This window comes from Paenibacillus sp. FSL R5-0341 (genome assembly GCF_037975235.1).
In the GTDB taxonomy this organism is placed as follows: domain Bacteria; phylum Bacillota; class Bacilli; order Paenibacillales; family Paenibacillaceae; genus Paenibacillus; species Paenibacillus amylolyticus_A.
The window spans coordinates 6407370-6428782 of the sequence record NZ_CP150241.1 but is presented as its reverse complement, the minus strand read 5'-3'; the positions used below and the strand labels follow the sequence as shown (position 1 = coordinate 6428782).

At 46.3% G+C, this 21413-nt stretch carries 19 protein-coding genes; 16 read left to right on the top strand and 3 right to left on the bottom strand.

Annotation, left to right across the window (positions count from 1 at the left end; genetic code table 11):
• Nucleotides 1–148: 148 nt before the first annotated feature.
• Nucleotides 149–646: a DinB family protein gene (locus MKX75_RS28780; protein WP_076332161.1), complete on the bottom strand. Its 498-nt coding sequence runs from the start codon at nt 644–646 to the stop codon at nt 149–151.
• Between the two features lie 174 nt (nt 647–820).
• Between MKX75_RS28780 and MKX75_RS28775 the strand changes: the two genes are divergently transcribed.
• From MKX75_RS28775 to MKX75_RS28740, 8 genes are all read left to right on the top strand, one after another.
• Nucleotides 821–1978 (top strand): response regulator, encoded by a 1158-nt coding sequence (locus tag MKX75_RS28775; RefSeq protein ID WP_339167801.1) that lies wholly within the window; start codon nt 821–823, stop codon nt 1976–1978.
• Between the two features lie 3 nt (nt 1979–1981).
• Nucleotides 1982–5119 (top strand): ATP-binding protein, encoded by a 3138-nt coding sequence (locus tag MKX75_RS28770; protein ID WP_339167799.1) that lies wholly within the window; start codon nt 1982–1984, stop codon nt 5117–5119.
• 157 nt (nt 5120–5276) lie between these two features.
• On the top strand, nt 5277–6608 hold the full coding sequence (locus tag MKX75_RS28765; protein WP_339167797.1) for a sensor histidine kinase: 1332 nt from the start codon (nt 5277–5279) through the stop codon (nt 6606–6608).
• On the top strand, nt 6580–7473 hold the full coding sequence (locus tag MKX75_RS28760) for a response regulator (protein WP_339167795.1): 894 nt from the start codon (nt 6580–6582) through the stop codon (nt 7471–7473). Before MKX75_RS28765 ends, MKX75_RS28760 begins: the two co-directional genes overlap by 29 nt.
• A gap of 439 nt (nt 7474–7912) precedes the next feature.
• The gene (locus MKX75_RS28755; RefSeq protein ID WP_339167793.1) at nt 7913–8710 is read left to right on the top strand and encodes a transporter substrate-binding domain-containing protein; all 798 of its coding nucleotides are present in this window, start codon (nt 7913–7915) and stop codon (nt 8708–8710) included.
• 17 nt (nt 8711–8727) lie between these two features.
• Nucleotides 8728–9384: an amino acid ABC transporter permease gene (locus MKX75_RS28750; RefSeq protein WP_074092820.1), complete on the top strand. Its 657-nt coding sequence runs from the start codon at nt 8728–8730 to the stop codon at nt 9382–9384.
• Nucleotides 9381–10103: an amino acid ABC transporter ATP-binding protein gene (locus MKX75_RS28745; protein ID WP_076332156.1), complete on the top strand. Its 723-nt coding sequence runs from the start codon at nt 9381–9383 to the stop codon at nt 10101–10103. The genes MKX75_RS28750 and MKX75_RS28745 overlap by 4 nt, the downstream gene beginning before the upstream one ends.
• Before the next feature lie 218 nt (nt 10104–10321).
• Entirely contained in the window at nt 10322–11452 is a 1131-nt protein-coding gene (locus MKX75_RS28740) for an SGNH/GDSL hydrolase family protein (protein ID WP_339167792.1), read from the top strand.
• A gap of 116 nt (nt 11453–11568) precedes the next feature.
• Here MKX75_RS28740 and MKX75_RS28735 read toward each other — a convergent pair whose 3' ends face one another.
• The gene (locus MKX75_RS28735) at nt 11569–12135 is read right to left on the bottom strand and encodes a dihydrofolate reductase family protein (RefSeq protein ID WP_339167791.1); all 567 of its coding nucleotides are present in this window, start codon (nt 12133–12135) and stop codon (nt 11569–11571) included.
• A 69-nt stretch (nt 12136–12204) separates the two neighbouring features.
• On the opposite strand from MKX75_RS28735, the gene MKX75_RS28730 reads away from it, so the two are divergent.
• The 4 genes from MKX75_RS28730 (at nt 12205) to MKX75_RS28715 (ending at nt 15284) form a co-directional block, all read left to right on the top strand.
• On the top strand, nt 12205–13113 hold the full coding sequence (locus MKX75_RS28730) for a YafY family protein (protein ID WP_339167789.1): 909 nt from the start codon (nt 12205–12207) through the stop codon (nt 13111–13113).
• Nucleotides 13114–13172: 59 nt separating this feature from the next.
• Entirely contained in the window at nt 13173–14099 is a 927-nt protein-coding gene (locus MKX75_RS28725; RefSeq protein WP_339167787.1) for an oxidoreductase, read from the top strand.
• A 192-nt stretch (nt 14100–14291) separates the two neighbouring features.
• Nucleotides 14292–14561: a CD3324 family protein gene (locus tag MKX75_RS28720; RefSeq protein WP_339167785.1), complete on the top strand. Its 270-nt coding sequence runs from the start codon at nt 14292–14294 to the stop codon at nt 14559–14561.
• A 177-nt stretch (nt 14562–14738) separates the two neighbouring features.
• On the top strand, nt 14739–15284 hold the full coding sequence (locus MKX75_RS28715) for a hypothetical protein (protein WP_339167783.1): 546 nt from the start codon (nt 14739–14741) through the stop codon (nt 15282–15284).
• Nucleotides 15285–15331: 47 nt separating this feature from the next.
• Here the strand turns inward: MKX75_RS28715 and MKX75_RS28710 are convergent, their stop codons facing one another.
• Entirely contained in the window at nt 15332–16192 is an 861-nt protein-coding gene (locus tag MKX75_RS28710; RefSeq protein WP_339167782.1) for a GNAT family N-acetyltransferase, read from the bottom strand.
• A gap of 228 nt (nt 16193–16420) precedes the next feature.
• On the opposite strand from MKX75_RS28710, the gene MKX75_RS28705 reads away from it, so the two are divergent.
• The 4 genes from MKX75_RS28705 to minD all read left to right on the top strand — a co-directional run bounded on the left by MKX75_RS28705 (nt 16421) and on the right by minD (nt 21292).
• Nucleotides 16421–17014 (top strand): hypothetical protein, encoded by a 594-nt coding sequence (locus MKX75_RS28705; protein WP_339167781.1) that lies wholly within the window; start codon nt 16421–16423, stop codon nt 17012–17014.
• Between the two features lie 218 nt (nt 17015–17232).
• Complete coding sequence (locus MKX75_RS28700) at nt 17233–19374, top strand: ATP-binding protein (protein WP_339167779.1); 2142 nt, start codon at nt 17233–17235, stop codon at nt 19372–19374.
• Complete coding sequence (locus MKX75_RS28695; protein ID WP_339167778.1) at nt 19358–20077, top strand: response regulator transcription factor; 720 nt, start codon at nt 19358–19360, stop codon at nt 20075–20077. The genes MKX75_RS28700 and MKX75_RS28695 overlap by 17 nt, the downstream gene beginning before the upstream one ends.
• A 405-nt stretch (nt 20078–20482) precedes the next feature.
• Nucleotides 20483–21292, top strand: coding sequence for a septum site-determining protein MinD (gene minD, locus MKX75_RS28690; protein WP_076332147.1), 810 nt, complete (start codon nt 20483–20485; stop codon nt 21290–21292).
• Nucleotides 21293–21413: the final 121 nt, after the last annotated feature.

Sequence of the window (21413 nt, the reverse complement as noted above, 5' to 3'; positions counted from 1 at the left end):
TGGAGCAAAGTATGTATCCTATCGGTGTGTTGACACACCTCTATACTAGCTTTATCTAGACAATGTACAGTATGGTAAAAACAATACAAGCCGCGAGGGATAGACATTCCCTTGCGGCTTGCTTTCGTTCTACCGGAATCTTCTCTGTTTACGCCGGGAACCCGCCACCTGGAGGTGGCCATGCGCCATAGAAGCGGCGAAGCAGAACAATCTCGCCTAGATGATACGAGTTGTGGGATGCGATATTGCGCAGGAGTCCTGCCTTGGTTTCCCCTGGGAAATAGAGCAGTGCATCATCCAATTGTGCCGTTTCCGCAATGGCTACGGCTTGATCAACCCCATCCAAGAATGCCTGAATATCCGCCTGCCACGTGGCTTCGTCCTGTGGACCTTTCTCTTCAGGCCAGCTCTCGCTCACGTTAGCAGGGAGCTGCGGCTTACGTCCTTCCAAGTGCTCGAGCATGAACTGCTGCCAGTAATGCATGTGCTTCACCAACTGATAGATCGTATATGGCATAGCATCGTGCGTACGAGCAGCAAGTGTGATATCAATATCGGGTAGAGCACGAGCGATGCGGATATGACCGCGTTCGCCCACTAATGATTTGACAAGGGCTTGCCCAAAGCTATGATTAGCATCTGACATAGGGAACCTTCCTCTCTTCCAGACCGGATCTGTTAACCTGTCTTCTATTAAGTATTATACAATTAAATTGCTAGAAATTAAAAATGGATAACCAAGAACCCTAAATACTTAAAATTCCTATGATATAATAGTGGAAATAAATCTCAAGACCTCAGGGTCGAGGAGGAAGCTCCGGTGAAAGTGATATTGGTTGACGACGAACGTCTAGCGTTGATAGGCCTTCAAAAATCACTAGAAAAAGAAGTAAGCGGCATCGAAATTATCGCTACATATATGAATCCGACAGAGGCCATGGCAGGTATTGTGGAGAACCGTCCTGATGTTGTATTTCTGGATATTCATATGCCGGAGATGGATGGAATGGATCTGGGAAGACAGATTCAGGCAGCAACACCGGGCACCGAGATTATATTTGTGACCAGTTATGACCAATATGCGGTGCATGCCTTCGAGCTGCAGGCCTTGGACTATGTGATGAAACCCATACAAAAGGATCGATTGAAGCAGACTGTGAGCCGAGTCCGGGAGAAACTGAGCGTAAAACGCGAGCAGCGGTCAAAGGATACGAACGTACCTCTAATTTGCAGTTTCAATCAGATTCAGTTTAAGCTTCCGGGCAAGGATATTCAGGTTGCCAAATGGCGCACAAGCAAGGCGCAGGAGCTATTTGCCTATTTACTTCACCACCGGAATCAGACGATTCATCGCAGTGTGTTGCTGGAGATGTTGTGGCCTGAATTGGAAGAGGACAAGACGGTACATCAGCTTTATACCGCAATGTATCATGTCCGCCAAACCCTGAAAGCATGCAACATGGATATGATCACGATTCAGAGTGGACACTTGGAAGCCGGCTATCGGCTCGAATTGGGTGAAGCTCAGTTGGATAGTGAGCAGTGGGAACAAGAGATCAGACAATGGAAAGTCGTGGATGCCAGTAACATTGATGCCTATGAGCAAGCGCTTCATCTTTACAAGGGCACGTATCTTGGCAATTACGAATACATGTGGGCTGAGCCCGAACGGGAAAGATTACGCTACCTGTGGCTGTATCATATGAGACAACTAAGTCTGTATTACCAGCAACAGGGGCTGGGGGAGAAAGTGATTGAGAGCACGCGGCGTATCCAGCAGATGCTTCCGGATGAGGAAGAAAGTTATTTTATTTTAATGAAACTATACAACGAAATGAACAATGATCTCGGTGTGGAGGAGCAGTATCGTCTCTTAACCACCAGAATGGAGCAAGATTTGGAGATACCGATCAGTGAAAACATTAGCGAATGGTATCAGGACTGGAAGCTCGGGTTAACCAAAGTCATGAAAACATAAATAATGAAATCACTTCAAACGAAACCTGTAAACCGTTACAAATATATGATCATCACGCTGATCATTTTTGGCGTATTGATTGGTATGCGCTCGGCATGGACCGAGCTATTCTACACAGCAGATGAGCATCGCGCCGTTAATGGGGTGCTTGATTTGAGAGGTGTGCATCTGGATCAATCCCCGGTCATGTACTTGAATGGGGAATGGGAACTTTACCTGGATGAGTTGCTGACCCAACAAGATATTGCGAAGAGGAATGGCGGTGCGAAGCGTGTTCAGGTCCCAGGAGACTGGGGGAGTGCACAGAATCAGGAACAAGAGAGTTCGTATGGTTACGGAACATATCGATTGCGCATTTTGACAGATCCGCTTCAGACGCCGGTTACCTTCTGGTTCAAGGGAATTCGAAGTTCATCCGAGATTGAGATGAATGGAGATGCCGATGGGGGAATGGGTACGGTCTCTATGGATAGCAGTACCTATACACCCAGAAGCACTTCATATACAGCGACCTACGATCAGGAAGGAACAACTTCCATTGAATTATTGATCCGTGTAGCCAATTACGACAGCCCGTATATGGGCGGAATTAGCAAACCTGTTCGCTTTGGTTCACAGGCAGCTGTTGATTTTTCGCGATGGTACTCCATTGGTTTTCAGATGGTTACCTTTCTAATTCTGATCCTTCACGGTATGTATGCCTGTATTCTCTACGCATTTAATCCACAGGAACGTTCCTTGCTGGTTGGAACCATGTTAACTGTATCTGTTGGCGTCGCGGTTATGATAGGTCATGATAATATATTGATGTTATGGCTTCCTATTAATTATACCTGGGGCATTAAAATTCGATTGATCGCATTGTTGTTGCAAAATGCTTGTATCCTTCTGTTATTCCAGAGATTAACGATGGTTCATGTGCGAAAGGCATGGCTTCAGTTACATGTGCTCATTACCTTGATCTATACTGCCATAATCGTGGTGGTGCCCATTCATATTACATATGCCATGATCCATTACAATGTCATTAACGTATTCTTTCTTGTATCCATGATCTGGTTTCTATACATCGTCGGAACGATGATCTTCAGGAAACAGGGGGACCGGGACATTGTGTTTCTGCTGCTTACCGCAGGAGGTATTACATCCAATCTGTTATGGAGTGTGGCCGAGACGGCCAGAGATGTGACAACCGTCTATTATCCGATTGATATTATTTTTGCGATTACCGGCTTCTCCGCCTATTGGTTCAAGAAGTACTTCAGGAATGCCAGTGAGAATATGAAACTGAATATAGAACTGCAGAAGGGTGACAAAATTAAAGATCAATTCCTGGCGAATACATCCCATGAACTGAGGACTCCGCTGCACGGAATCATTAACATCGCCCATAACGTCGTTACCAGAGAGAAGAGCAGGCTGGATGAACGGAGCCTGGAGGATATGGAACTGCTTATCACGATCGGTCGACGGATGTCCCATCTGCTTGGCGATCTACTGGATGTAGTCCGGCTGAAGGAGCATCGCATTGTGCTGCGCCAGGTTCCTCTTTCCATACAGTCAGTAGTGCCTGGTATTATCGCCATGCTGCAATTCATGGCAGAGCGAAAACCGGTCCGTCTACATATGGATATTCCGGAGTCCTTCCCTTTGGTTATGGCTGATGAAGAAAGACTGGTTCAGATTTTGTATAATCTGCTGCACAACGCGCTCAAACATACAGAGGAAGGAACGATCTCCGTAAGTGCCGATATTCGCGAAGGACATGCTCTGATTCATGTGACGGATACAGGCATTGGCATGGATGAAGACACGCGGATGCGTATTTTTCTTCCGTATGAACAAGGGTCGTATGGCATAAGTGATGGACAAGGCATCGGGCTTGGACTGAACATCTGCAAACAACTTGTAGAACTTCATGGTGGGGCACTAACGGTTCACTCGGAACTTGGAAAAGGCTCCGTGTTCAGCTTCGATCTGCCGCTCGCGCATGAAACAACCCATCAGGCTGAGTCGCAGCTTCCCCTGATCTGGGAGCAGGCAATGGAGATGATGGAAGATGCTCCTGGCGGATTCCTGTTACCTCGCTCTGGGATGGACGTCGTGGAAACTTCGGCGACAGCGGAGATGGCTCCGTTGTTAAAAGAGGGGAGAGCCACCATTCTGGCTGTGGATGATGATCCGGTGAATCTGGATGTGTTGGTCAGTATTCTCTCGACGGAGCCATACGATATAACTACAGCACGTTCGGGGCAGGAAGCGATGGAATTGCTCGGCACACGTCAGTGGGATCTGCTCATTACAGATGTGATGATGCCTAATATGTCCGGCTATGAGTTAACCCAGAAGGTACGGGAACAATTCTCGATGTCTGAGCTTCCTGTACTGCTGTTGACTGCACGAAGTCAGCCGCCTGATATCTACACGGGTTTCGCATCGGGCGCGAATGATTATGTCACGAAGCCTGTAGATGCGGTGGAGCTGAAATATCGGATACGTGCATTGACCATGTTGAATCAGTCCATTCAAGAGCGCCTGCGCATGGAGGCTGCCTATTTGCAGGCACAGATTCAGCCCCACTTCCTGTTCAATACGCTGAATTCACTTATGGTCCTAAGTGATATTGATACAGAGCATATGCGGAAGCTTGGTGAAGCTTTTTCATCCTATTTGCGGATCAGCTTCAACTATCTCAATACAGGGGAACTGGTGAAATTATCATACGAGCTGGAACTCGTGGAAGCCTATCTTTTTATTGAGAAAACGCGATTTGAGGATCGATTGTCGGTGGTATTAAACGTAGAGCCAGACCTTCCGTTGCTTCTCCCGCCGCTATCGATTCAGCCGTTGATCGAAAATGCCGTAAGACATGGGTTATTAAGCCGAAGTGTGGGTGGGACGGTATGCCTGTCTATTACTCGCCATGAGGGTTATACCCGTATTGAGGTGAAGGATAATGGCAAAGGCATCGAACCGGAGAAGGTTGCAGAGCTGTTACATGCTACGCCAGGCGGAAAGGGCGGCATAGGCATTGTGAATACGAACCGCAGATTGCTGCAACGGTATGGTCAAGGATTATCGATCGTAAGTGAACCGGGTGAGGGAACGATGGTGTCATTTGATATTCCGGATGAGGTATAAGGAAAAGGCCGCAGAAGTGAAGACTTCCGGCCTTTTTTGTTGTGCTTGCGTGTTCATTCCCTAATTTTAATTATTTCTAATGCTTGTTTCATATGTTAGTATATTTAACATTAGAAGCGCGGATTCCGGTGGTGGGCGCTAAACGTTGTTATAGTGGGTGAAGAGATCGATGCGCAATTGGGTCAAAAATGAGAATGTGCAGATGACGGCCATTGCCTTTGCCACAGCGGTAGGGGCACAATTCAAGATTAATCCGTTCCGGGAAGACTACTTCCGAATCGGCCTAGGGGTCAGTATCCTTTTATTTCTGTTGATGATCATGCCGCATCTGTCTTATGTGAAGACAGGAATCCTGACAGGCATCGCGAATTTGCTGTTCCAGTCGGCAGATCTCATCAATCATGTACAGACCGTGTCCATCCTGGAAAGCATGCGGGATAACCTGGGGGCAGGCGTGTATTACGTGGTTTTTGCCTATGGGCTTAGCAAGTTCAGGCATCGATTCCATGAGATGCAGCCTCTTCTGCTCGGCGGGTTAATCACATGTATCGATTTCTCCTCTAATCTTGTTGAGCTGCTGCTTCGCGGAATGTTAAGCGGGACCAATATCTTTTATATGAAGGAATGGTTGTATCTGCTTGTGGTGGGCGGTCTGCGAAGTTACTTCGTCATTGGGCTCTACAACAGCTTTGCGGTGAGGCAGATGCGGCTCTTGCATGCAGAGCAGGAGAAGCGGATGGAACAGATGCTGAATGTGAACTCCGGTCTGTATGGCGAGGTGTTTTACCTGAAGAAAGCGATGAATACGATTGAAGGCATTACGGCAGACAGCTATGATCTATATCGTGATCTCCGGGAGCAGGACTTGAACCAATACAGTCAGCGCACGCTGGGCATCGCTCAGCAGATTCATGAAGTAAAGAAGGATTCACAACGTATTCTGGCGGGTCTACTGAAGCTGTATGATAATGAAAAAGCAGTCAACATGAGCTTATCTGAAGTACTGAACTTTGCCAGCAAAGCAAACCGAAAATACAGCGAGATGCTGCATAAGCAGGTCGAGATCGATATTGAGCAACAATATGATTGTGAATCTCCGTATTACATTCCGCTCCTAACGGTAATGAACAACCTGATTGCCAATGCGGTGGAGGCGATTGAGCATGATGGGACGATCCAAATTCGTGTATATGAGCAGGAAGATGACGTACATTTCGTCGTTACAGATAATGGAAAAGGCGTACCCGAAGCCAAACGGGATGTTATTTTTGAACCGGGCTATACAACGAAGTTCAATGAAGTCGGCATTGCCGCGACGGGTATTGGCCTGTCCCATGTACGTGATATCGTTCAGTCGTTGGCGGGACAGATTACGGTGGAATCGGCGCCTGCGGGAGCGAAAGGCACTACATTTGGTATAGCAATTCCCAAAATGAATCTAATAAAGGGGGCCGATGTCAATGACACTTTCTATCATGATCGTGGATGATGATGTGGTAAGCCGGAGCATGCTGCATGATATCATTGAATCCTGTGGAATCGGCGAGCTTGCAGGCATGGCAGAGGGCGGCATAGAAGGGGCGCGGATGATCATGGATCTTCGTCCCGATGTGGTGCTGATTGATCTGTTGATGCCGGATCAGGACGGAATTGAGACCGTTGCGAAGCTGAGGCAGAGTGGATATACCGGGAAATTCATTATGATCTCTCAGGTGGAGAATAAGGAGATGGTAGGGGCGGCCTACCAGAACGGGATTGAATTCTTTATTCATAAACCGATTAATCGGGTGGAAGTGGAGCATGTGCTCAGCAAAGTGAATGAACAGTGGAAGTATGAACGTTACGTGCTGGAGATCAAGCAGTCGATGGCCCGATTGAATCTGATGGAAGCGCCGGCCCATGCCCAAGGTCGTACGGTGCGAGATGCGGCAAGAAGCATTCTGATGGATCTGGGGATCATCGGGGAAAGTGGCAGCAAGGATATTGTAGCCCTTATGGAGTATGCCATTGATCAGAAGCGAGCCGGGGAGTGGCCGCCGTTGAAGGAGTCGTACGAAGCGGTGGCCCAGACGTACAAGTCTACGCCCAAAGACGTGGAGAAAGAGAGTAAGGCGATGGAACAACGCATTCGCAGAACGGTGATTGCCGCGCTGACGAATATGGCCTCGATTGGACTCAACGATTATAGCAACCACAAGTTTGAGCATTATGCGCCCCTCTACTTTGACTTCCAGGATGTACGGATGAAGATGAGAGCCATGGAAGAAGATCAGGCAGGCGACAAAGGCAAGGTGAATATCAAAAAGTTCCTGCATGTGTTCTACATGGAGACGATTGAAAAAATGAATAATTAAATAATCGAGATATGCTATCTCTTATCCAAAAGCCGAATTCCCGAAGGCAACACCTTCATGGATTCTCGGCTTTTTTTGTTTACCACCTTCTTTATTGTTATATAACCTTACATATAATATTGAAATTGGACTTTTTATTAGCACTTTTTGCGCATTTATCTATCTAAAAACATTACATGTTAATTATATTTTCATGAGTTGTTATTATTTTGTGTAGGATCATGTAAGTTGGCGTAGGGAGCGAACTACAATACGTACATGAATAGCATTTTGCATAAACCCGGCGAGCGTCTTTCAATCAGAAAGATATAGATCGAAATGATTCAATTCGTCTATATCTTATACCCGGAAGCGAGTTTGATTCGAATTATGCAAAATGCTGAAATACAAACGGTCGATTAGGTCGATCCCAATCTAATTCGGAAAAGGGGTTTTTTCTATGAAAAAGGTAGCATCCATTGTAATGGCGTCCGTTCTTGCTTTAACACTTAGTGCCTGCGGTGCAGCAAAGTCCGGTGAAGAGAGCAATGTACCATCGGCAAGTGGTTCAGCTGTTGAGAAATATACATTTGGTACCGATGCAACGTATCCCCCTTTTGAGTTTCAGAAGGACGGCAAATATGTAGGAATCGATATTGACCTCATGAACGCGATTGCGGAAGAAGAGGGCTTTGAAGTAGAGATCAAACCGATGGACTTCAAAGGCATTATTCCAGCCATCACGGCAAATCAGCTGGACGGAGCCATTGCAGGCATTAGCATTACGGACGAACGCAAAAAAGTCGTGGACTTCTCGGAACCGTATTATCAGGCTGGTCTGTCCTTGATCGTGCATGAAGATAACACGGACATCCTAAGTCCTGAAGATTTAAAAGGAAAAATTATTGCGATTAAAAAAGGAACCTCAGGTGCCAATCTCGCAGATGAATATGCGAAAACCTACGGGGCAACCGTGAAATATTTTGATGACAGCCCATCGATGTATCAGGAAGTTGCGAACAAAAACGCAGATGCTACGCTGGAGGATTTCCCCGTCATCTCCTATAAGATTGCCATTGACCCGAATGCCAAGCTCAAAATCGTTGGAGACCGATTGAACGGTGACTTCTACGGCATTGCTGTTACCAAAGGCGATGCAGAGTTGCAGAAGAAGATCAATGATGGACTGAAGAAATTACAGGAAAACGGTAAGTATGATGAGATTGTCGGCAACTATCTGGGAACAACGGCTAAATAGAAGGGAATGTGGTACGGATGGACTCCTCCTTGCAAGTCATAATAGACGCACTGCCTCTTCTGTTAGAGGGTACAGTAGTTACGTTGAAACTAGTCGTAATCTCGCTCATCATTGCGATGGTGATCGGATTGATCTCAGGTCTGATGAGTACTTCTTTGAATCGATTGTTGCGGCTGGTAGCTACGCTTTACGTGGATATCATCCGTGGCACACCCCTTCTGGTGCAGGTATATTTCATCTACTTCGGACTGCCAGTGTTCCTGGATATGCGGATTCCGGCGATGACCGCAGGTATTATTGCGATTAGTCTGAATGCCGGAGCTTACATCTCGGAGATTTTCCGAGCAGGGATTAATTCGATTAGCAATGGGCAGCATGAGGCGGCGCGCTCCTTGGGCTTAACTCGTTTCCAAACGATGAGGCTGGTCGTGTTACCTCAGGCAACCCGGCGCATGATTCCTACCTTTGTAAACCAGTTCATTATTACGATCAAAGATACATCGCTGCTATCGGCGATAGGTATCGCAGAATTGACACAAAGCGGGGAAATTATTATTTCCTCCAACTTCCGGGCATTCGAAATCTGGGGTGTGGTGGGTATATTCTACCTGATCATCATTGTTCTGTTGTCCCGGGCTTCCCGATTCATTGAAAGGAGGTATGCGATCCGATGATTACCGTACAGAATCTGAAAAAGCAGTTTGGTGCCAATGAGGTGCTGAAGGATATCTCCACAACGATTCAGGAGAAAGAAGTCGTATGCGTCATCGGACCTTCCGGGTCTGGTAAAAGTACCTTCTTACGCTGCCTTAATCTACTGGAGGATGTGACGTCTGGAAAGGTGACGATCGGTGGTGTCGAGGTCACTTCACCCAAGACGGATATTGATCAGTTGCGAACCAATGTGGGCATGGTGTTCCAACAATTCAACCTTTTTCCCCATCTAACTGTGTTGGAGAATATCATGCTCGCACCGAAGCATATCAAGAAACTGAGTAAGGCCGAGAATGAGAAAAAATCAATGGAGCTGCTTGGCAAGGTCGGGCTATCGCAGAAGAGGGATGCGTATCCCGAGCAGTTGTCAGGTGGACAACAACAGCGTGTAGCCATCGCACGTGCACTCGCCATGAACCCGAGTGTGATGCTGTTCGATGAGCCTACGTCTGCACTCGACCCGGAGATGGTTGGAGAAGTGCTGCAAGTTATGAAAGACCTCGCTCACGAGGGAATTACGATGATTGTCGTTACGCATGAGATGGGCTTCGCCCGTGAGGTGGCGGATCGGGTGATCTTTATGGACGGCGGCTATATTGTGGAGGAAGGCACGCCTGAAGAGCTCTTTCAGAATACACAGCATGAGCGGACCAAGGCGTTTCTGGGTAAGGTTTTATAACGATACTGGATCAAAAAAAGAACTGAAAAAATCCCCTATGGGCGGACGATGCATCAAGCACATCTGATATGATGGACTTGAGCACGACTCGCTTGCAGGGGATTTTTGGTGCTGTGCGTAATACATAATAAGATAGATGTAGCACGACGAACATGTTATCGATACAAAGGAAAGCGCTTAATAACTACTTTTCATGAATCGTTGAGGGGGAATGAAGGATGAGCGTACAAGCGAATACCGGGTTAAAGATCTATGACTTAACGGAACTGCCTTATCTCAAGGTGCATGGCAGAACAACTGGAGAGTTATCGCCGCTGACGTTATTTTGGACGGGGAGTGCAGTCGAACTCAATGTGCAGAGCTCCGAACTTTGGGTTGAGGTGGAGTCTGAATATGATATATATGAGTCATGGATTAGCATTCTGATCAACGGTGTTTCGGTGAGTAGACAGATGTTAACGGCGGGAAGGTACTGGGTCTGTATATTCCGGGGCATGAACGCGTATGTGGTGAAGAATGTACGGATCGTTAAAGATGTTCAAGCGATGAGTGGCGACCCAGGCTGTTCCTTGCAGATTCATGCGGTGAAGTTAGATGGAGCGTTCCTGCCTGTGCAGGAAAAACCCTACAAGATCGAGTTTATCGGTGACAGTATTACATCTGGTGAAGGTGCCATTGGAGCTAAAGCAGAGGAGGATTGGGTTCCGATGTGGTTTAGCGCCATACATAATTATACGTTTATGACAGCAGAGGTATTGAATGCAGAATACCGGGTCATCTCGCAAAGTGGCTGGGGTGTGCTGACAAGTTGGGATAACAATCCGAAGGGCAACATTCCGGATTATTACGAACAGGTCTGTGGTCTGCTTGCTGGTGAACGTAACGAAGCGCTCGGCGCGGGAGATCAGCATGATTTTGGTTCGTGGCAGCCGGATGTGGTGGTCGTGAACCTGGGCAGCAATGATGGAGGTGCATTCCAGTCACCTGAGTGGAAAGACCCCGACACGGGCAAGGTGTACAAGCAGCGTTTGAACGAAGATGGTACGTATCATGAAGAAGATCTGGCTGCTTTTGAGAAAGCGGTGGAACAGTTCCTGTCCAAACTTCGGAAAAACAATCCGGCGGCACATCTCGTATGGGCTTATGGCATGCTTGGTTTTCCCATGATGCCAGCCATCTACCGTGCGGTTGATGCGTATATGAAGGGGACAGGGGACCGTAAGGTCTCGATCATCCAACTTCCGGATACTACCGAAGAAACGGTAGGGGCGCGCACCCATCCAGGCGAGTTATCTCACCGTAGGACGGCAGATGTGTTAGCGGAATATCTACGAGGATTGATAGGATAACTTGATACATGGTAATGGAAAGACCACTCTTTCATGAACGGTACCCCAATGGTAGATCGTGTCTAAATTTATGGAGTCCCTTCATTATAAGAATGGTCTTTCCCTTTTCTGCTCATCTAGACATTCGGAGGTGTGTCCGCTGTGCCGCTGTTTTGAACCTCGTAACGAATTGAAATGATCTGTCCGAGCGTCTGGGTTCGGATCATTTTGAACTGGCTTGGCACCGTGCCTGCCGGGAATAAGGGGATGCCTTCACCAAGAATTTTGGGAATGATGGCGACTTCAATCTCATCCAGTAATTTTTTGGCTAACACAGCTTGAACCAATATGCCGCCACCCACAATCCATACGTCTCCGTCAGAAGTCTGCTTTAATCGGGGAATGAGCGTATCTACCGTCTCGGTTGTAAACTGTACATGCGGAGCGGGCGGCTGTTCTGAGCGGGAAAGAACATACGTTGAGCGATCCGCATAGGGAAATTCTTCAGACAGTGTGAGCACCTCTTCATACGTATAACGTCCCATAACGACGCTACCGATCGTTTCATAAAAGGCAGCATACCCGTTGTCTCCACCATCACCCTCCACATCAAATAACCAATCGACCGAACCATCTAGTCTTGCGATATATCCATCCAAACTCATAGCAATGTACAAAATTGTTTTGTTATCAGACATGTTCATCGCTCCCTTCTACAATGTATGATACACTTTAACTATGACAAAAGTTGACGTAGTTAGGATGTTGAGTTCATGAATCATCGAAAGCTGGCGATCATGCGCCTGATGGATTCCAGACAGAAGTTCACTGCCCGGGAACTGGCAGAACGGTTCGACGTATCGGTTCGTACGATTCAGCGAGATCTGGATGCATTGCAGGCGCTGGGTTTTCCCTTGTACACAGAAGTTGGCGTGAACGGTGGATACTGGGTATTGCCCAATCGGATTTTGCCACCTCTTCAACTGACACAGCAGGAGGCAATAGGACTGTTTATGATGCTGGAATATCTACAGCAAGTCCCGGATTTTCCATATGGGTCAATGCGTGAGCATCTGGCTGAGCAATACTTCTCTACTTTGCCTGAAGATGTACGGGATCTGATTATGCGAATGAGAGAGCATATCACCTTTGCCCAGCATCCTGGTGAGCATGCCGAGCCTTTAACAACCGAGATATTGAGTGCAGCGGTAGAAAAGAGAGAAATCGAATTTATGTATCATGCCCGCAATGGGCGTAAAAAAGTCCAGGTCTTCCCATATGGTATCTACTATGAGCAGGGATATTGGTACATGCCAGCCCGAAATAAGGACCGCGTATTATTGTATCGGGTGGATCGCATGCAGCAGTTGGTCTTTCTGGAATCCGTGGATGAGTCAGTTCCGAGTCTAAAGGCATGGCTAGCTGCCAAAGAAGACAGAGCAAGCGTAGAAGTGGTGCTGCAATTCACGGAATTTGGAGCAAGGATTGCCGCGTCAGATGTGTTGTTCAAGTCGGTTCAAGGCCATGAGTGGCGCGGACTGGTTCCGCTGGAGGAGTTCTCTTTTACAGCGCGAAAGTTACTCTCCTATGGTCCGGAAGTGAAGGTGATCACGCCATCTGAGTTAAAGCAGCAGGTTAGAGAGTTGCTGGAACGGAGTTTAAGCCAGTATGATGAGGGATAAAAGCTTTAAACGCTGGATATTCGGGTATCAAGGAAGAGATAAGAAAGGTGTGTAGAAAAATGGGCGAAGTTTGGACTAAAGACATCATCCCGACTGTATCCGATAAAGTAGTGATTGTGACAGGTTCGAACGGCGGGTTAGGGTATGAAACGGCATTAGCATTGGCTGAAAAAGGTGCGAAAGTTATCCTTGCAGTTCGTAATCTGGACAAAGGTGAAAAGGCAGCTAATAAAATAAAATCGTCTGTGCATGTAGCTGGAGAGGTAATCGTTATGCAGCTCGACCTTAGCGATTTAGCTAGTATCCGTAAGTTCGCAGCCGCTTTTCTTGAGCAATATGATTCTTTGTCCATTCTCGTTAATAATGCAGGAATTATGAACCCTCCATTCCAGTTGACGAAGGATGGTTTTGAATTGCAGTTTGGTAGTAATCATCTAGGCCATTTTGCGCTTACGGGTCTACTATTGCCTCGATTGATATCTACTCCGAAATCGAGAGTAGTTACTGTAAGCAGTTTGGCAGCTGGTAATGGTACAATTGATTTTAATAATTTGGATGGCTCCAAAGGATATGCTCCCATGAAGTTCTACAGTCAAAGCAAGCTAGCCAATCTGATGTTTGCGAGAGAGCTGCAGAATAAATTTAATTCCGCCCATATTGATTCCATGAGTATCGCCGCTCATCCAGGAATTTCGCATACCAATCTATTTTCTTTCGGTTCGGGAAAACAGACCAATATATTTATGCGTAGTCTTTTGAAAATCATTAGTCAACCAGCACATATGGGAGCATTGCCTACCTTGTATGCTGCAGCAGATCCGACAATCAGGGGAGGGGAATATATTGCTCCCAGTGGTATGGGCGGCACGAAGGGTTATCCCAGGAGCGCTAAGATTATCGAAAAATTATATGACGCTAACATTTCAAACAAGCTATGGAGCGTATCAGAAGAATTAACAGGGGTTTATTACAGATTTAACGATTGAATGGGGGGCTACCATGATTCGATTCATAATAAGTTTAACGACCCGCTCTATGCAGAGTCCATGTGATGAACAACGGCGGTTGTTTGCATAGAGCTTGAAATTCTTTTCCGCCATACTTATAGTGCATATCTAATGCGTTCATCTTACGACTCTGCTGCCTTAAAGATTTTAACTTTTAAGGAGTGGAGCAACGTGAAATATATTAATGCGGATACAATCTTCCCGGAAGAATTGCTCAAAGAAATACAGCGTTATATCCCCGGAGGCCTGATCTATATTCCGAGGCCCAAGGATGCCCACAAGAAGTGGGGCGAGAATTCGGGTGGCAGAAGGATTGTCCGGGAGCGGAACGACGAGGTCCGCAGGCTTTTTGCTGCGGGAACAACCATCGATCAGCTTGCGGAGCAATACTGTTTATCCGTCGATAGCATCAAGAAAATTGTGTATTGCAAAAAAGGATGAAATATGGAAGCCGTGTTCGAGCAATCGAATGTGGCTTTTTTACTGTAAAGAATGGTTATTAAGGATTCTTTACATATTCGAGTAGTGTAACTGCGCGTAGAATTAATTCGACGGTACAAGGATGTGCGATGAGGTTCTTGATATAAGACCTTAAATAATCTGGTAAGGTGGGTGAATATGAATATAGAAGTGAAATTAACGAATAAAGACGAGGCGTATGTGATTAAAAATATGTACCCACTATACCTTCATAATTTATCCGGACATTATGGTCTGGGTGGAGAGCATACCCCGAACGAACATGGCATTTTTGAGCCAAGTCCTGATTATAAAACATTACAGGATCAGTATGATGTGCAGAACATATGGTGGGAAAAACCGGAGTGTCTTTATCCGTTCCTCATGATTGTGGATGGCATACCGGCAGGGTTTGCGTTCATAGCTACTCCGCCATATTGTTCACAAGGTACGGATTTCTTTGTACATGATTTCTTTCTGATGCAGCCGTTTCGAGGTGTAGGCGTTGCTGAACACGTGGCATCGACGATCTTCGGCATGTTTAGAGGAAACTGGGAGTTATTCACCAATCCATCGGAGAAAAATAAGATTGGCCAATCTTTCTGGCGGAAAACAGTGACTCATTATACCAAAGGTAACTATCGGGAAATGTACGGGCAAACGTTCGATGGCTATAAATTGATTTTTCAATTCTCCAATATATAAAGAGAGACCGTCTCCCTTTGAGGAAAACGATCTCTCTCCACTGCCTTTTATACACTACCGTTGAAATAGTGATACTCGGAATTCACTTCAAAACCAACACTGCGGTACAGATTCAAAGCACGTTCGTTCTCGGTAACCACAGACAGGCGAATATCTGTATAACTTTGTTCTCTTAGGAGATTCACCAAAATACGAAGCGCTGTGCGTCCTATTTTCCGTCCCTGATAATCAGGTGAAATACAGAAGTTATGAATAAATGAGGTTGTCGCATTGATGGAGTTGATCCGTACCAGCCCGACAGGTGTTTGATCCTGCCATGCAATATAGTTGACTCGGCTGGGTTCATTGGTTTGCATAAAGTAATTGCGTGTCCATTCCTCCGAATCCCCAAAAGCTTGGGATGAGCAAGTGACCATAAACTCCATATCTTCGTCTTTTGCCACGGATAACGTTAGTTCAGACGGTTCTGCAACCTCAAGCGCTTCATTTACTAGTTGCATCGAATACTCGGCACGATCATAAATGGCTCTAAGGGATTGAGCAGTATGAATGCCAGGAGATAAGCCCTGAGGAACGCGATAGCTGAGTTGGTTGATCCCTTGTGGTTTCATATCCAGGATGGCCCTGTTCAGTAGGTTGCTGAATACACCTTGGCGACGATACTGCGGATGTACGATGGCATTAATATTTCCGGTTATGGTGTCAGATGCATACCAACTGAGGAGTCCTACCAATTTACCGTCACGATAACAGAGGAGCGCATGGTCTCCATCTTTTTTGCTGATATGGTCAAGGTCTGCTTTCAGATGGACGGAATCCAGCTGTTTACATTGTTGCTCGAGCAAAATAATAGCATTAATCTGTTCCTTGGAGTTATAGACCATGGGAACGACTTGATAAGATGACATAGCTTCACACCTTCATTGTTGAAGGAAACACGCAGTTGTTGGACCCGCAGGCGCTATCCTTCGAGATTCGGTCCACTTCCCGATGACTATAACACAATCTATGATGATGATGACACCCAATGGATGTAATTCACTGGATGTCTATTCAGATGCACTCAATAACTGGACATTATATCCTATTGAAGGGATAATTGAGAGTAATACTGACGAGAAAGGGAGGGATTAACCATGCGCAAGTTGGCATCTGTGATGGGTACATTATTTCTTTCCGCCGCCATGTTAATGGGGTGTACACCATCTGAACCAGCGGAAAGCACTGAACCCATAACTCCACCAGTAACGGAACAGCCGAGTGATGTGAGTGATCAGAAGGCGACAGCGGAGGAGCAGCAACATGCGCTGGAAATGTCGCTGGATTATAAGACAACAGAACTCACCGTGGATGGCAAGGACTATGAGGATACGTTAGAGATGGAAGGGTTATTGGCCAAAGGGGACACCATGAAGCCATTCCTGACCTCCAGAAACTACGAGGCTTACATGGCTAATCGATATATTGTCTTGCCTCTTCAGGTTGCACACATCGAACAAGCGAAGCTGCATCCTGAAAATATACAAACCAAGATCAAAGATAACAAGAGCGACTGGATTCTTGTGGAATACACGCTTGATCTGAAATTTACTGACGAGAATGACAAGGAGTTCAAGTCTATTCCGCTATCGGGCGATATCACCTTTTTGCAGGATCAGGGAGAATGGCGCATTCAGGATGACACGTACAATAGGGATGCATTTGCGGACATCATCAATAATTCACTGTAGTCATGAATAAGCTCCTTCATATCAGTACGCACTTCAAAGTGCGTACTTTTTTTGTGGCGGCGTACCCAGCTAAGCGCGCGTCGTCAAAAGGGTCTCATCGCGATGTTAGCTATCGACACCTGCTAGAAATTTGCAGGGTACATTCTCCTTTAATGATGATATCATTTGGATAAATAAACTTACTTATTGCGCTTTTAGAGATTGGGGTTTAATTCATCATGAGGGAGATTCTCCGAGTCGGTTCTCGTAAGGTTTGGTTGTATATCATTGCTGCTGTTATTGGTTTGGTTGCAGGCTATGTCGTCCTCTCTGAGCAGGACTCTCCTAAGTTCCAAAGTGAAGAAGGTATTCTGGATTTAACGCAGGCGCAACTTAGTACGAATCCGCAAAAATTAACAGGGAAGTGGGCGTTCTATTGGCAAGAACTACTGTCGCCTGAGGATATGCGAGTTCGTTCGGCAAGGGAAGGAAATCAGGACCACTGGATTAGCATCCCAAGCTCCTGGCTGGGCTACCCGTTAGAAGGTCAGCGGCTGAGCGGTACAGGCTATGCAACCTTTGGGCTGGTCGTTCATCTAAGTGAGCAGGATCGAGATGAGATGCTTGCTCTGCGGCTGCCTAGCATTTTTAATGCGTACAAATTATGGGTCAATGGTGAGCTGCAGGCAGAAGTTGGTGAGGTTGGTCAGGACAAGCACAGCATGACCCCGCAACTGGAAACAAAGCTGGTGTATTTTCAGCCTGAAAGCGACACGTTAGAGCTGGTCATGCAAGTCTCCAACTTCCAACATCATCGGGGCGGCATTACCAAGAATATCGAGCTGGGTGGCAGTGGCGTAATAACGACCAAGACCAATCTGAATCTTGCCAGGGATATGTTCATCACGGCAAGTTTGCTAGTGATCGGTTTGTATAATCTGCTGTTGTTCATGCTGCGACGTAAGGATAAAGCTCCGTTATATTTTGGCCTGTTTACTGTACTGCTTGGTATTCGATCCTTGTTCAACGGCGAGCTTATCTTTACACAATGGTTGCCTCATTTTCCTTGGGAATTGCAGTTCAAGATCGAATATCTGATTCTTTGTGTCAGTGGTTATATCATCACCATGTATTTTGATTGTATTTTTCCGAATTATGTGTCGCGATGGTTTCGTCTTGGCACCCGGATCGTAACTGGTGCATTCTGTATCCTTGTAGTGATAACCCCTGCAATTATATATACAAAATTTTTGCTGGTCATCGGTGTGATGGTAGTTCTACACATGATTTATCTGATGATCGGGCTGGTTCAGGCAGCTGTGCGACGTATGGAGGGAGCACTGATCTTCCTGCTGGTGTCGGTGGTTACTTTGGTCACGGTTGTCAACGATTTTTTGTATTTTAACGGTTGGTCGCTAGTTGGAAATACATCTCCGCTTGGCTTATTGATATTTACGATCGCGCAGCTGATTCTGCTGTCTTCGCGATCTACGAGGACGGCATCGAACGAAGAGAGAATTACACGTGAATTACAGGACGTTAATGACAAGCTGATTGAAATGAATATGAATCTGGAACAGACCGTTCAGGAGCGAACACAGGCCTTATCTACAGTGCATGATGATCTCCAAACCTCGTATGACCGACTCCTTCACTCCGAGCAAGGGAGGAAGAAGCTACTTGCTTATATTACGCATGATCTGCGTATGCCGTTGTCCAGTATGCTTGGATATGTAGAAGCTATACAGGACAGGGTCAAACCGGAACGCAATGAACAATATCTGAAGTACATCCGGGAGAACACGATAAGGATTAACCGTATGATTGAGGAGTTGTCCTTCTTGTCTCATTTGGAGACCGGACAAGTCTCGTACCGAATGGAGCCAGTTCAGATGATTCCTTTCTTGCATGGTTTTTTTGAACAATATGAGTTGGTAGTGCGCGACGCAGGATTAGACTTCATACTGGATATCGGAGATACCGAGGATAGACGATCTATTTTGCCAGTTGTCGAGATGGATACGAAAAGAATAGAACAGGCTTTATTTAATCTAGTTTCAAATGCCATGAAGTTCACCTCCAGCGGGGGGCTGGTGCGTATTGCACTAATTGTGGAAATGGTGAATCATGCTCCCCATGCAGTCATTAGCATACAGGATTCTGGAATGGGTATTCCTCCGGAGCAGCTTGAGCAAATCTTCGAACGTAATTACAGATATGATCGGCCGGGAATGGGCATAGAGGGCAGTGGACTGGGGCTGGCAATTTGCAGGGAAATCGTACAAGCGCACGGAGGCATGGTTCGAGCGGAGAGCGACGGCAAGATGGGGGCGACATTCTATGTAACGTTTCCTTGTACGGTGATTGAAGGAAAGGGATGATGAGATGGACACGCACAAAATCATGATCGTTGATGATGATCCTCATATATGCGAGATTGTGCAGGTGTATTGTGATAGGGAGGGATTTGTCTCCACCTGCAGTCATAGCGGGTCAGAAGCGATGGAGCTGCTTGCATCGTTTGAGCCGGATTTAATTATACTGGATATATTGCTGGCTAATGAAAACGGTATTGACTGGTGCAGGAATGCGCGTAATCTCACCAGTGCCCCGATTGTGTTTCTGAGCAGTCAAGAGGAAGACGAAATAAAAATTAGCGCATTGTCCTATGGCGGGGACGATTATGTGACCAAACCGTTCAGTCCGGGAGTGCTCATGGCCAAGATCAAGGCTCACCTTCGCAGAGTGTCGACGGGTAGAAGGGAACAACTGCTGGAGTTACCGGGTTTGACACTGGATTTCTACACGCAGTCCGTCAACACGGGGAGTAAACCTATCTATTTATCGAAAAAAGAGTTCAGTCTGCTGTCCTATATGGCACAAAACGTGAATCGTGTCGTTAGTGTCGATACGTTGTTTCAAATCATCTGGGGAATGGAAAGTCTGGAGGATACGAGAACGGTCGCTGTACATATCAGTAATTTACGCAAAAAAATTGAGTCTGACCCTGCAGACCCCGAGCGAATCATTACGGTTCGGGGGAGCGGATATATGCTGGTTTCTAACAGTACGTCACAAGCATGAATATAGCAGTAAGGGTGGTAGTCTATTATAAATGGGAAAATGGCGTTGGAGCAGTACCTGACGCTATTGGCCCATTTTTGTTTTTTCCACTAGCTTCGTAATCGACTCAAGATATTGAATTCCTCAACACCAGTCTGCGCTTTTCCATCCTCGTCAAAATGATGTGCCATCTCTCCGAAGAATTAAACGATCCAATACGCACGGATTTAAAGTTTTCTTTAGGTTTCTCAAGTAGGATGATCCATCATGATAAAATCACATTGGTCGATATAACGACATATTTCATCAAATTGCAACTGATTATTAGCTAAGAGGACGTTCATTCGAGCCGGATCAAACGATAATACTTGAAGAAATGGTTGTCTTGCTGTCCCGCATTAGTACTTGAAGAAGGAAGTGGCTTTGATGGCACGAGTTATATGTATTACATCAGGGAAAGGTGGAGTTGGCAAGACAACGGTCACAGCTAATCTCGGGACTGCCCTTGCCTTATCGGGGAGCAGCGTTTGCCTGATCGACGCTGATTTTGGATTGAGAAATCTGGATATTCCGCTTGGTTTGAGCAATAGGGTAAGGTATCATATTTCCGATTTTCTGACGGGTCGATGTGCTTTACATCAAGTGATCGTCAAAGATAAGCGAATCAGTACCTTGTCCTTTATCTCCTGTAGTAACGATGCGGTGCATCACGATGATCCGAAAGTTTTTGGCGAGGTTGTGCAGCAAATAGCCCAGAACTATGATTATGTGCTGATCGATTCGCCGGCAGGCATTGAAAATGGATTCTGGAATGCAGCTTTGGCAGCAGATGAGGCTATTGTCGTTACTACGCCTCATCGTACATCGCTTCAGGACGCGGATCGCGTAATCGGATTATTAGAAGATATGATTCCGGCTCCGCCACAGCTCATCATTAATATGGCCGACGGACAGGAAGCCCGTTCGGCAACGGTAAAGATGCAGGATATTATCGATATTCTCAATATCGGTGTGATTGGCGTGATCCATGCCGATGTAGAAATTATACGTTCCGTACATAAGGGCATCCCGATTGCGCTTAATCCCGAGTTTGAAAGCGGGCTGCGCTTCAGGCATATCGCCCACAATGTGGCGAAGAATCAGCAGGAGCCTTTTATCTCAGTGAAACCCAAGAGGCATATTAGTATTTTTTCACTTCCTCAAAGACTGCGTTGGGGGAAGAGCAGTTCGTTATAGTCGATTCTGCTGGGTGAATCGTTCACACGCGAATCATCTGGAATGGATTGCAGACTAGCTTTAAAATTCATGAAAAATTGTGGTGTGGGAGTTACCTTCCCTACGCCGCTATTTTTGATGT

Excerpts from the sequence above, each read along its gene's own strand:
- MKX75_RS28700 (WP_339167779.1), top strand. The coding sequence starts at position 17,233 with ATGAGGGAGATTCTCCGAGTCGGTTCTCGTAAGGTTTGGTTGTATATC.
- MKX75_RS28760 (WP_339167795.1), top strand. The coding sequence starts at position 6,580 with ATGACACTTTCTATCATGATCGTGGATGATGATGTGGTAAGCCGGAGC.
- MKX75_RS28730 (WP_339167789.1), top strand. The coding sequence starts at position 12,205 with ATGAATCATCGAAAGCTGGCGATCATGCGCCTGATGGATTCCAGACAG.
- MKX75_RS28710 (WP_339167782.1), bottom strand. The coding sequence starts at position 16,192 with ATGTCATCTTATCAAGTCGTTCCCATGGTCTATAACTCCAAGGAACAG.
- MKX75_RS28755 (WP_339167793.1), top strand. The coding sequence starts at position 7,913 with ATGAAAAAGGTAGCATCCATTGTAATGGCGTCCGTTCTTGCTTTAACA.
- MKX75_RS28725 (WP_339167787.1), top strand. The coding sequence starts at position 13,173 with ATGGGCGAAGTTTGGACTAAAGACATCATCCCGACTGTATCCGATAAA.
- MKX75_RS28740 (WP_339167792.1), top strand. The coding sequence starts at position 10,322 with ATGAGCGTACAAGCGAATACCGGGTTAAAGATCTATGACTTAACGGAA.
- MKX75_RS28715 (WP_339167783.1), top strand. The coding sequence starts at position 14,739 with ATGAATATAGAAGTGAAATTAACGAATAAAGACGAGGCGTATGTGATT.
- MKX75_RS28750 (WP_074092820.1), top strand. The coding sequence starts at position 8,728 with ATGGACTCCTCCTTGCAAGTCATAATAGACGCACTGCCTCTTCTGTTA.
- MKX75_RS28735 (WP_339167791.1), bottom strand. The coding sequence starts at position 12,135 with ATGAACATGTCTGATAACAAAACAATTTTGTACATTGCTATGAGTTTG.
- MKX75_RS28745 (WP_076332156.1), top strand. The coding sequence starts at position 9,381 with ATGATTACCGTACAGAATCTGAAAAAGCAGTTTGGTGCCAATGAGGTG.
- MKX75_RS28770 (WP_339167799.1), top strand. The coding sequence starts at position 1,982 with ATGAAATCACTTCAAACGAAACCTGTAAACCGTTACAAATATATGATC.
- MKX75_RS28780 (WP_076332161.1), bottom strand. The coding sequence starts at position 646 with ATGTCAGATGCTAATCATAGCTTTGGGCAAGCCCTTGTCAAATCATTA.
- MKX75_RS28705 (WP_339167781.1), top strand. The coding sequence starts at position 16,421 with ATGCGCAAGTTGGCATCTGTGATGGGTACATTATTTCTTTCCGCCGCC.
- minD (WP_076332147.1), top strand. The coding sequence starts at position 20,483 with ATGGCACGAGTTATATGTATTACATCAGGGAAAGGTGGAGTTGGCAAG.